Genomic DNA, 10,901 nt, shown 5'->3' with positions numbered 1-10,901 from the left:
GGACACCCGGCGGCCGTTCAGCTTACGCGGCACGAAAGCGGACATTTCTATGTAGCCAAAAGCGGACATTTCAATCTAGCCATTACACGATTTAACATCGATAATACTTATTATGTAAAATGTAATTAGTTTTGCCGATCCATGACGTCAGCGGTGTCGAGGTTCACCGCTACCGTCATCGGACCATTCGATGACGAATACCATATTCTCCGGTGAAGGACGCGAATGATCGGTCACGTCAACGATAGACACGAAGCTTGGAAAGCGGAGTTCTTGTACCAGGAAAGCGCCTCAACGGTGGGTAGTTTCTGAGGCGTTAGCGGGCACGAGGCCGGGATAGCCGGATTGGAAAGCGTGGAGCGACTATCATACTGGCTACCTCGTTATCCAGAGCGAATTTAATGCTAGGTACTTTGTGGGCATCGATGAACAGCTCACACTCAACCTGTCTTCAGTGCCTTTCCCCCATCTATGCCCCGTTCCAACTCGATTCAATGCCCGCCGCGCGCATCCCGCCCTCGTCTGAACGCCTTGGATGACTGGCTCATGGCGCCGCCGTTACCCGGCAGGCTGGATGGATTCAGGCGCTTTGTTCGGGAGTTTTTCTTCTTCGGCCTGAAGGAAGCGCGTAGTTGTCTGTTCGCCGGTTTGTTCTTCCTGGCGGTGTTCGCCACGCCGCGCGCCGGGCTCTGGGGCGTGCCGCGTTATGATGTACTACTAATCGCTGCACTGCTTATTCAGGTGGCCATGGTTTGCACGCACCTGGAGACGCTGGACGAACTCAAGGTCATCTCGCTGTTTCATTGCGTGGGTTTTGCGCTGGAGGTGTTCAAAACCTCGGGCAGCATCCAGTCCTGGGCTTATCCCGACCCTGCCTACACAAAACTATGGGGCGTGCCCTTGTTCTCCGGCTTTATGTATGCCGCCGTGGGCAGCTACATCATCCAGGCCTGGCGGCTATTCGATCTGCACATACGTCATCATCCCCCGCACTGGATGGCGGCGCTGATCGCAGCGCTTATCTATGTCAATTTTTTTACCCACCACTATATTGGCGACTACCGCTGGTATCTGGCAGCCTGCGCTCTGGGCCTGTATGCTCGGACCACGGTGGTGTTTCGTCCACTGGATCGAAACTACCAGATGCCGTTACTGCTGGCCTTCGTGCTCATTGGCGGTTTTATCTGGCTGGCCGAAAACATCAGCACCTTTGCGGGCGTATGGCGCTATCCGAACCAGATCGGAGCATGGTCGGCCGTGCACGTGGGAAAATGGAGTTCATGGTCCATGTTGGTCATCATGACCTTCACTATCGTGGCCAATCTCAAGCATATCAAGCAGCGCATCCACGTGCCGCGCTGAGGTAATCGTCAATGACCGATCCTGGTGACGCGGGTCGCGGCGGCGGCGATGGGTGGCATTCCTTTCGACGATAGTGTTCACGCGTCCGCTGGTTGCGACATCTCAACACCACCGGCCGGAAAACAACGGGCGAACCTGTTTTATCGTCTTCCAGAATAACTAAATTCTTCCGATTATCGAGGGACTATGGATTTGCTGGCGGCCATGCGGATATTCGTGCGGGTTGTCGAGCGTGGCAATTTATCGAGGGCCGCGAAAGATCTCGGCCTGGGCCAACCTACCGTTAGCGACCGCGTGGATCGACTCGAACGGTTTCTCGGCGTCAAATTGCTGCTCCGGAACACGCGTGCGGTGTCGTGCACCGATGAAGGCATTCTGTTCTATCAACGAAGCAAGATCGTGCTCGACGCGGCCGACGAGGCGCGGGCCGTCGTCACGCTCGGCAACAACATCGTGCGTGGGCGCATTCGCATTGCCGCCCCGCATGGGTTCGGCGAAGTCGTGCTGCCGGAAATCCTCGAGGTAATCCGCGAACATAATCCGCAGCTCCATATCGATCTCGTCCTGAATGACGAAATCACCGACCCCGTCACCGAGGGCGTCGATATTTCATTGCGGCTCGGCCAGATCAGCGATGGCAATTTCGTCGCGCGTCGATTGGGTTACGTACGACGCGTCCTGATCGCGTCGCCGCTTTATATCGAAAAGCATGGGCTGCCAGAGGAACCGACCGACATCGTCGGGCACCCATTCATTCGCGTCACGGGGCGCTTCAACGACGGCCAGCTCCGCCTGATGAGCCCGTCGAAATCGGTGCGGCCGACGCCGATCAACGTCGTCATCAGCACCAGCCACTGGCGGCCGGTCTACGAGCTACTGCTGAACGGCGCGGGTATCGGCGTCCTTCAGGAACCCCTCTGCATCGACGCCCTGGAATCCGGCCGGCTCGTCAGGCTGCTCCCGGATTACACGGTACCGGGATTCGACCTGCATGCGCTGCTGCCGGTCACGCGGCCCGTCCCTTCGAAGACACAGGTCGTCATGAAGATCATCGAGGAGTATCTGCCAAAGGTGATGGCGCGGGCTGCGGACGGCGCGCTCGACATGTAGCGCACAGCGCCAGCAAGCAGCGCGGCGCCGATGACCCGGACAGGCCGTCCAAGCCTGCGAAGGTCGCGCCCGGGCCGCATCGCGACACCGATGCGCGCCCCGGGAGAAGACACATCAGTCGTAGGCGCGCGAGCCGACGGACACGATCGGCACGGACCACTTTCGGCCATACGCCAGCATCATCACGAAGCTGAGGACGAAACTCAGGCCGCCGACCATCAGCAGGCCGAGCTCGCCGAGCACGGGCAACAGGTTCGTGAGGAAGCCCGTCACGACCCAGGCGATCGCCATCACGGAGCCGGCGACGCCGAGCGCCCAGCCCTGGCGATCCTCGGTCACCGCGTCCGAATACGCGGTGTACATGGTGGTGTATGCAACCATGTCGAAGCAGCCGACCACCATGCCAAGCACCCAGAGCGTGTTTTCGTGCGGAAACAGCGCCGACAGCACTTGTCCGATGCCCGCGATCAGCAGGCCCGTCTTCGCGATGTCGACCACGCTCCAGATTTTCAGCATCAGCCGCACGATCACCATCAGCCCAAACACGAAGGACATGCCGATCAGGCCGCTGAACAGACCGAGCTGCGAGCTGGTGTAATGGAATTTCGCCTGCAGCACCAGCATGATCGTCTGCAGATACAGCCCGTAGCCGACCTGCATCAGGAAGAACACGATCGACAGGAACGCGATGCGGCGGTGCGTGCCGGCCTGGTAGATGATCCGCAGCGGCATCAGCAGGTCCACACGCGTGTTGCCGGTCGGCGCGACCGCGTTGCGATATGACCAGAACGTCCAGAGCCCGCAGACGACCGACAGCGCGGCGACCAGCAGGAACGGCGTGCCGTAGTTGAAGAACGGTGCGATCGTGCGATCCGACGTGACGCCGCCGAGCACGGGGCCGACGATGACGCCCGCGCTGAACGCGATCGACATGATGCTCATGTTGTACGCCTTGGTTTCCGGCGTGCTCATGTCCGTGATCGCGGCCTGCGCGATCCCCTGGCAACCGGCCATCAGGCCGCTCAGGCCGCGTCCGATCAGCAACAGCACGATACTCGGCAGCAGCGCGCCGACCGCCATCAGGAAGTAGCTGAGCGCCAGGCCGAACACGCACAGCAGCATGATCTTCCGCCGGCCGTAGCCGTCGGACAGCTCACCCATCAGCGAGGAGCCGAAGAACATGCAGAACGGATAGACGCCGTACCCGAGCCCCAGGTAGAAATTGCGGAGTTGCGGACTCGTATCGGCCCCGATGATGCCGGATTGGGGGTCGGAGAAGATCGCCGCCATGATCGGGTACACGAGCCCGAACCCCATCGCGTCGATCGCAATGGCGAGCAGGCATGGGCCCAGTCGTTTGATATTGAGTTTGGACATGAATGGCCTCGGTAGTAACGTGACGGCTACGGTAGTCGAGGGCCGGTTTTGCGAGTAGAGACGTATCTGCGATAGAAATTATCGTAGTTACCGATAACCCACGATTTCCTTTCAGAAACGCAGGGAAAGGCTGATGGCAACGGGTTCGCGGTCCGCCCGGGCATGGGTGCACGGATGGGAATTTAAAAGGAGGACGTAATAGACGGACAGCTCGACGAAGACTTTCCGGGGTTCTGTCGCATGAACGTCTCTTCGTTGATGCCGCGCTTGTTCTTTGCAGCCTTCGAACTAGCACAGGCCCTGATGCTGGCGTTCAACAAGGCGGTCATCGAGCCTGCGAAGGGCGCTGAGATGAATCCGCATCTGCCCTCCCCACCGTGCCAGCCCAAGCCGCCGGTCAGGCCGCCGAGCGCAACGGCGCCAGCGGCAAATCCCCCAATTCCTGACTTCGGTCAACCGTTTCTCGCACGTTCGGGCTGTAATCGAATTACTGTCCCGTCGACTCCGATGAGGCGATCCATGAAACTGACTTTTCTCGGCGCGACCGAAACCGTGACCGGGTCGAAGTACCTGATCGAGCACGGCAGCCGGCGCGTGCTGGTCGATTGCGGCCTGTTCCAGGGTACGAAGAACCTGCGGCTGCGCAACTGGCGGCCCCTGCCGGTCGCGCCCGACACGCTGGACGCGGCCGTGCTCACCCACGCGCATCTCGATCACTCCGGCTATCTTCCGGTGCTGGTGCGCGAAGGTTATCGCGGCCCGGTGTACTGCACGGCGGCCACGGCCGAACTCTGCGAGATCATGCTGCGCGACAGCGCGCGGCTGCAGGAAGAGGAAGCCGACTTCGCGAACCGGCACGGTTATTCGAAGCATCATCCGGCGCAGCCGCTTTACACGCTGGACGACGCGCAGCGCGCGCTGCGCCTGCTGAAGCCCGTTGCGTACGACGAATGCACCGCGCTGGGCGGCGACCTGGCGTTCCGTCTGCTGCCGGCCGGGCACATCCTTGGCGCGGCGAGCGTCGTGATGCACTGGGATCACAAGGTGCTCGCCTTCTCCGGCGATCTCGGCCGGTATCACGATCCGATCATGCAGCCGCCGCGGCCGCCCGCCCATGCGGACTACGTCGTCGTCGAATCGACGTACGGCGACCGGCTGCACCCCGCGTCGGATCCCGAGAACGAGCTGGCCGCCATGTTCGACAAGACCTTCGCACGCGGTGGCGTTGTCGTGATGCCCTGCTTCACCGTCGGCCGCGCGCAGGAAATCCTGCACTACATCGCGCGGCTGAAGGCGTCCGGGCGCATGGCGCGCGTCCCGGTCTTCCTCGACAGCCCGATGGCGACGGACGTGACGGAGATCTATCGCCACCATATCCTCGAACATCGCCTGACCGTTTCCGAGGCGAATACGCTGGGCCACGCGGCGACGATGGTCCGCTCGATCGACCAGTCGAAGGCGATCGCCGAACAACATGGCCCGATGGTCATCATTGCCGGCAGCGGGATGGCGACAGGAGGACGCGTGCTGCATCACCTGAGCCGCTATGCGCCCGATGCGCGCAATACGATCGCGCTGGTCGGCTACCAGGCCGCCGGCACGCGCGGCGCGGCGTTGGCCGCGCACGAGCCAACGCTGAAGATTCACGGCGAGTACGTCCGTGTGCGTGCGCAGGTCGAGTCGATCACGGCGCTCTCGGCCCATGCCGACTATGAAGAGATCCTCACGTGGCTCGGCACGATGCAGTGCGCCCCCATCCGCACCTTCATCACGCATGGCGAACCGGCTGCCGCAGATGCGTTGCGGCGGCGTATTACGGAGCGCCTGCAGTGGCCGTGCGAGGTGCCCGCTTACGAGCAATGCGTCGATCTGGACGAGGTCGCAACCGGTGGCGAGCAGGAATCCGCGGTGCTTTCGTCGTGACGGGAGGCAATGCCGGCGAATCGCCGAATGCGCGTGACGGGAAGCAGACCCTCGCGCCGGATCCCGTCACGCGCGGTCTTCAGCAGCATCGTCGTGCCGACCGCATCGGCGAGCCGCGTCGTAATCGAGATGTTGCGATCCCGCAGCGACTCGAGGTTTGACGCCACGAACGCCGACGTTTGCGACCACGCCACCCGGCACCACGACCGATGGCAACCGGGGCGCGTCCCCCCCCTCAACGCGCGTTCGCGAACAACTGAACCACGACGCCGCGCAGCCAGCGATTGCCTGCTTCGTGGTGATATCGCGAGTGCCAGTGCTGTCGGACCGCGAAGCCCTCGACCTCGATCGGACAGGCATGCACCGTCAGGTCATTGGCCTGAGCCAGCGTCTCGCCGATATGGCGCGGCAGCGTCGTGATCAGGTCCGTGCTCTGGATGATCGCGCCCAAACCCAGAAACCCCGGCAGCCCCAGCACGACCTGACGTTCGATACGCTCCCGCATCAGCGCCTGATCGAGAAGCTGCGCGCCCGTTCCAGCCGTAATGGCCACATGGCCCTCCGACCGATACTGTTTCACGCCGAGGCGACCGCGAATCCTCGGGTGATGGCGATTGGCCAGGCACACCCAGTCCTGGTCGTACAGTTTCTGCTGGTAGATGCCACCGCCGAGCCACGGCACATAGCCGATCGCGAGATCGGCTTCGCCCGACTCGAGCGCCCGTTCCGTGTTGCCGTCGATCCTCGCCGCCTCCAGCCGGACGCCCGGCGCCTGCGCACGAACGTGTGCGAGAAGCCGCGGCAGCAGCGTGACATGGCTCGCATCGGTCATGCAGATGCGAAACCGGCGCTGGGCAGTCGCCGGGTCGAACGCGATCTCCCAGGCCGCGAAGCGCCGCAACGATTCGAGGATTTCCCGGCACGGGCCGATGAGCGCGTCGGCCTGCGGCGTCGGCGCCATGCCGCCGGGCGTTCGAATGAACAGCGGATCGTGAAGGTGTTCCCGCAAGCGCCCGAGCCAGATGCTGACGGTCGGCTGGCTTTGTCCGAGTTGCTCGGCCACACGGGTGACGCTGCGCGCGTCGTACAGCAGATCGAAAAGCTGCAGCAGCTTCAGATCGGGAAGATCGGTCGGAATCATCGCATTATTGTCCATCGCAATAACGCCATTGTAGTCATTGCATTGTCAGCATGACGGGCAACTTCTATCGTGCAGCGATACGTCAACCCTGCATGACATCGGAGAAACCCATGAAGATTGCAATGCTGGGCGCCGGCGCGCTGGGCTGCGCGATTGGCGCCGCCCTGACCGAAGGCGGCCACGAGACCTGGCTGATCGCCCGCTCGCCGTCGCACGTCGGCGCGATGTGCCGCGACGGCCTCCAGGTCGACGATACGAGCGGATCCCGGCGCGTCCGCGTCCGTGCGACGACGCAGGCGGACGACGTCGGCGTAGCGGATCTGGTGATCGTGCTGGTCAAGTCATTCCACACCGACGCGGCCATGCGCGGCGCGCAGGGGCTGATCGGGCCCGATACGCTCGTGCTGTCGCTGCAGAACGGCCTCGGGCACGAGGACATCCTCGCAGACGTCGTCGGCCGCGAGCGCGTGCTCGCGGGCAAAACCTACGTCGGCGGCGTGCGGCGCGGCGACGCGCACATCGAATCGGGCGTCGCAGGCAAGCTCACCTTCATCGGCGAACTCGACGGACGCATCACGCCCCGCCTCCAGGCGATCGCCGATGCATTCAACGCCGCGGGCCTCGCAACGACCGTCAGCGACAACATCGTCGGCACGATGTGGGACAAGCTGCTCGTCAACGTCGCCACGGGCGCGCTCACCGGCATCACCGGCCTGACCTACGGGCAGCTCTACGGCGAGCCGCTGCTGAAGTCCACGTCGCTCGCGGCCGTCGCCGAAGCGATCGGGGTCGCGCAAGCGGCCGGCGTCAGGCTGTCGATGACGGACCCCGAGCAGGCATGGACGCTGGCCGCGGAGGGCCTGTCCGCCACGTTCAAGACATCGATGCTGCAGAGCCTGGAGAGAGGGGCGATGACCGAAATCGACTTCATCAACGGATCGGTCGTGCGCTGGGGACAGCGATACGGCGTGCCGACTCCGGTCAACACGACGCTGGTTGCGTGCATCAAGGGAATCGAGCGCGCGATGACCGATCGCCAAGCGAAGGAGGTGGTCGCATGAGCGCCACGAAAGCTTATCTGGAACACGTCGCCATCTGGGTGAAGGACATCCATTGGCACATCCGCTTCTTCGAGGACGTGCTCGGCATGACGATGCGCGAGGTGGACGGCACCGTCGACGCGCCGCGGCAGTACTGGACGCTCGGCGGCCTGCAGTTCATCCATGCCCCGGGCTGGGACGGCCCGGAGGGCCGGCTCGGTCATCTGGGCGTGATGTGCGAGGACCTGGAAGCCGCGCTGGCCGCGGCGCAAGCGTACGGCGTGACCGACATGCCGCAGGGGCGGAACTGGCTGCGCTTGCCGGACGGCCTGGTCGTCGAGCTCATTCAGGCAACGCCGGCCTCCAGCGTCGCGCAGGCGCTGGCGATCAACCCTCGGACGGAGGCATGACCATGATGATCGTCGAAAAATACTGGGACGATGCCCGCGAGGGCGACGCGTGCACGAGTCCGAGCTACACGGTCACCCAAGCGCGCATCCTCGCTTACGCCGACCTCACCGGCGACCACACGCCGGTGCACGTCGACGAGGCGTACGCGAACGCGAGCCACTTCGGCTGCCTCGTCGCGCACGGCCTGTTCGGGCTGTCGATCGCCGACGGCCTCAAGACGCAGAGCGACTACCGTTTCCTGCCGGGCATGTCGCTCGGCTGGACCTGGGACTTCCTGCTGCCGATCAAGGTGAACGACGTGCTGCACGTGACGTTCCACGTCGGCTCGATGCGGGCGAGCAAGAGCCGCCCGGGCTGGGGCATCGTCGTGCTGCCGTCGGAACTGATCAACCAGGACGGCCAGGTCGTCCAGCGCGGCGAGCATCGGCTGATGGTGCCGCGCCGGCCGGGAGCGTTCTGATGCAGGCCCGCCCTCTCGAAGGTATTCGCGTCGTCGACTACAGCCATTTCCTGGCCGGCCCCTATGTCGGACGCTGCCTCGCGGCGCTCGGCGCCGAAGTGATCAAGGTCGAACGCCCCGGCACCGGCGACGCCGGCCGCCAGCACGCGACGGTACTCGACGACCAGCAAAGCGGCTATTTCCTGCAGCTCAACATGGGCAAGCGCGGCGTCAGCGTGAACATGAAGGACGCGCGCGGCAAGGCATTCATGCAGCGGCTGTGCGACTCCGCGGACGTGTTCATCGAAAACTACCGGCCAGGCGCGCTGGACAAGCTGGGGCTGGGTTATGCGGAGTTGTCGGCCCGCAATCCGGCACTCGTCTATTGCTCGATTTCGGCCTACGGACATACCGGTCCCGATGCGCATCGCGCGGGCTTCGGGCTGATCGCCGAGGCCAAGAGCGGCATCATGCAGATGGTCGGCACGCCGGGCGAGCGGCCGCCGCTGCTGCGAATATCGCTCGGCGACATGTACACCGGCATTCACGCGGTCGCGGCCATCAACGCCGCGCTGTTGGGTCGCGTGAAGAGCGGCCGCGGGCAGCACATCGACATGGCGCTGTACGACACGCTGGTATCCATGCACGAATACGCGGTCCAGTGCTACACGCTGCAAGGCGTGCTGCCCGAGCAGACCGGGCACGACATGCCGACGTCGACGCTCTACGGCGTGTTTCGCGCGGCGGACGGCGATCTCGTGATCGCCGCGCAGGTCGACGACGCATGGAAGCGCTTCGCCGCCCTGATCGAAGCGCATGGCGGGCCAGTCGGCTTCGGCGCCGACACGCGATTTCACGACAGTGTCGGACGCAACGCGCACCGCGTCGAGATCCTGTCGGTCGTCGAGCCGTGGGTGGCCGCCCAGTCCGTCGCGTCGGTGCTCGACCTGCTCGATCGCATCGACGTGCCGTGCGCGAAGGTACAACGCATCGACGAGGTAATGGCGGATCCGCAGATCCAGGCCCGCGGCATGGTCGTCGAGCAGGAGCACCCGCGCTACGGCACGCTGCGCCTGCCGAATCTGCCGTTTCGGTTCTCGGATTGCGATACGACGATTCGCGACGTCGCGCCCGATCTCGGGCAGCACAACGCCGACGTCGCCCGTTCGCTCGGGTTCGAACCCGCTGAAATCGAGGCAATGCAGGCCGATGGTGTTCTCTATTCAAAAGCGAGCCAACGATGACTGACCAGTACGCGGTGATCGGCAACCCGATCGGACACACGAAATCTCCGCTGATCCACGGCATCTTCGCGGAAGCGACGCGGCAGGACATGCACTACTCGGCCATCGAAGGGCCGCTCGAGCCGGAAGGCGCCTTCGTCGGTGTGGTGAGGGCATTCGCCGCGGGCGGCGGCAAAGGCATCAACATCACCGCCCCGTTCAAGCTCCAGGCGTTCGCGATGTCGGACGAACGCAGCGAGCGCGCGTCGCTCGCCGGCGCGGCCAATGCGCTCAAGTTCGAAGGCGGACGCATCCTGGCCGACAACTTCGACGGGATCGGGCTCGTGCGCGATATCGAGATCAATCTCGGCCTGCCGATGGCCGGCAAACGCGTGCTGATGCTCGGCGCGGGGGGCGCGGCGCGCGGCGCCCTGCTGCCCTTCCTCGCGGCCGGGCCGGCCGAGATGGTGATCGCCAATCGCGACGTCGACAAGGCGCGCGCACTGGCCGGGCAGGTCGCCGGACGCGGGCCGCTGGCGGCGTGCGGTTATGCCGATCTCGTCACGATGGGACGTTTCGATCTGGTGGTCAACGCCACGTCGGCGAGCCTCGCCGGCGATCTGCCGCCCGTCCCGCCGGGCGTGTTCAGTCCGACCGGGGCTGCGTACGAGCTTGCTTACGGCGAGCGGCTGACGCCCTTTCTCCGGCTGGCACGCAATGCCGGCGTGCGCCGCGTCGCGGACGGCGTCGGCATGCTGGTCGAGCAGGCAGCGGAAGCGTTCGCGTGGTGGCGCGGCGTGCGCCCCGAGACGGCCACCGTGATCGAACGACTCACGGTCCCGCTCGACTGAATGCGTTGCGCGATCGGAGCGCGT

General features: G+C 64.2%; 10 protein-coding genes and 2 pseudogenes. 9 read left to right on the top strand and 3 right to left on the bottom strand.

Annotated features, from left to right (window positions below; genetic code table 11):
- Positions 1-546: 546 nt before the first annotated feature.
- Together ACVK00_RS25620 and ACVK00_RS25615 are read left to right on the top strand one after the other, a co-directional pair.
- Positions 547-1,362, top strand: coding sequence for a DUF817 domain-containing protein (locus ACVK00_RS25620; protein WP_354123406.1), 816 nt, complete (start codon positions 547-549; stop codon positions 1,360-1,362).
- A gap of 186 nt (positions 1,363-1,548) precedes the next feature.
- The gene (locus ACVK00_RS25615; RefSeq protein WP_354123329.1) at positions 1,549-2,472 is read left to right on the top strand and encodes a LysR family transcriptional regulator; all 924 of its coding nucleotides are present in this window, start codon (positions 1,549-1,551) and stop codon (positions 2,470-2,472) included.
- Positions 2,473-2,586: 114 nt separating this feature from the next.
- Here the strand turns inward: ACVK00_RS25615 and ACVK00_RS25610 are convergent, their stop codons facing one another.
- On the bottom strand, positions 2,587-3,849 hold the full coding sequence (locus tag ACVK00_RS25610) for an MFS transporter (protein ID WP_284895879.1): 1,263 nt from the start codon (positions 3,847-3,849) through the stop codon (positions 2,587-2,589).
- Between the two features lie 294 nt (positions 3,850-4,143).
- Here ACVK00_RS25610 and ACVK00_RS25605 point away from each other — a divergent pair.
- Both ACVK00_RS25605 and ACVK00_RS25600 read left to right on the top strand, forming a co-directional pair.
- Positions 4,144-4,283 (top strand): annotated as a pseudogene (locus ACVK00_RS25605) (IS256 family transposase); the annotation flags it as partial.
- Between the two features lie 85 nt (positions 4,284-4,368).
- Entirely contained in the window at positions 4,369-5,772 is a 1,404-nt protein-coding gene (locus ACVK00_RS25600) for an MBL fold metallo-hydrolase RNA specificity domain-containing protein (RefSeq protein ID WP_284895881.1), read from the top strand.
- 62 nt (positions 5,773-5,834) lie between these two features.
- Here the strand turns inward: ACVK00_RS25600 and ACVK00_RS25595 are convergent.
- Both ACVK00_RS25595 and ACVK00_RS25590 read right to left on the bottom strand, forming a co-directional pair.
- Positions 5,835-5,982 (bottom strand): annotated as a pseudogene (locus ACVK00_RS25595) (alcohol dehydrogenase); the annotation flags it as partial.
- Between the two features lie 25 nt (positions 5,983-6,007).
- The gene (locus tag ACVK00_RS25590; RefSeq protein WP_034177017.1) at positions 6,008-6,928 is read right to left on the bottom strand and encodes a LysR family transcriptional regulator; all 921 of its coding nucleotides are present in this window, start codon (positions 6,926-6,928) and stop codon (positions 6,008-6,010) included.
- Between the two features lie 95 nt (positions 6,929-7,023).
- Here ACVK00_RS25590 and ACVK00_RS25585 point away from each other — a divergent pair, with 95 nt between their 5' ends.
- Genes ACVK00_RS25585 through aroE form a run of 5 tightly spaced genes read left to right on the top strand, consistent with a single transcriptional unit; the run spans position 7,024 to position 10,877 of the window.
- Positions 7,024-7,974 carry a ketopantoate reductase family protein gene (locus ACVK00_RS25585; protein ID WP_354123328.1) on the top strand — a complete coding sequence of 317 codons (951 nt, stop codon included), beginning with the start codon at positions 7,024-7,026 and terminating at the stop codon, positions 7,972-7,974.
- Positions 7,971-8,363 (top strand): VOC family protein, encoded by a 393-nt coding sequence (locus ACVK00_RS25580; RefSeq protein ID WP_166722660.1) that lies wholly within the window; start codon positions 7,971-7,973, stop codon positions 8,361-8,363. The genes ACVK00_RS25585 and ACVK00_RS25580 overlap by 4 nt, the downstream gene beginning before the upstream one ends.
- A 2-nt stretch (positions 8,364-8,365) precedes the next feature.
- Complete coding sequence (locus ACVK00_RS25575) at positions 8,366-8,824, top strand: MaoC family dehydratase (protein WP_284895884.1); 459 nt, start codon at positions 8,366-8,368, stop codon at positions 8,822-8,824.
- Entirely contained in the window at positions 8,824-10,047 is a 1,224-nt protein-coding gene (locus tag ACVK00_RS25570; protein WP_284895885.1) for a CaiB/BaiF CoA transferase family protein, read from the top strand. Before ACVK00_RS25575 ends, ACVK00_RS25570 begins: the two co-directional genes overlap by 1 nt.
- Positions 10,044-10,877: a shikimate dehydrogenase gene (aroE, locus tag ACVK00_RS25565; RefSeq protein WP_284895887.1), complete on the top strand. Its 834-nt coding sequence runs from the start codon at positions 10,044-10,046 to the stop codon at positions 10,875-10,877. Before ACVK00_RS25570 ends, aroE begins: the two co-directional genes overlap by 4 nt.
- The last annotated feature ends 24 nt before the right edge of the window (positions 10,878-10,901 follow it).

This window comes from Burkholderia sp. PvR073, from assembly GCF_054055695.1.
The sequence above is the reverse complement of the archived record's forward strand: the minus strand, read 5'-3'. Positions and strand labels throughout refer to the sequence as shown.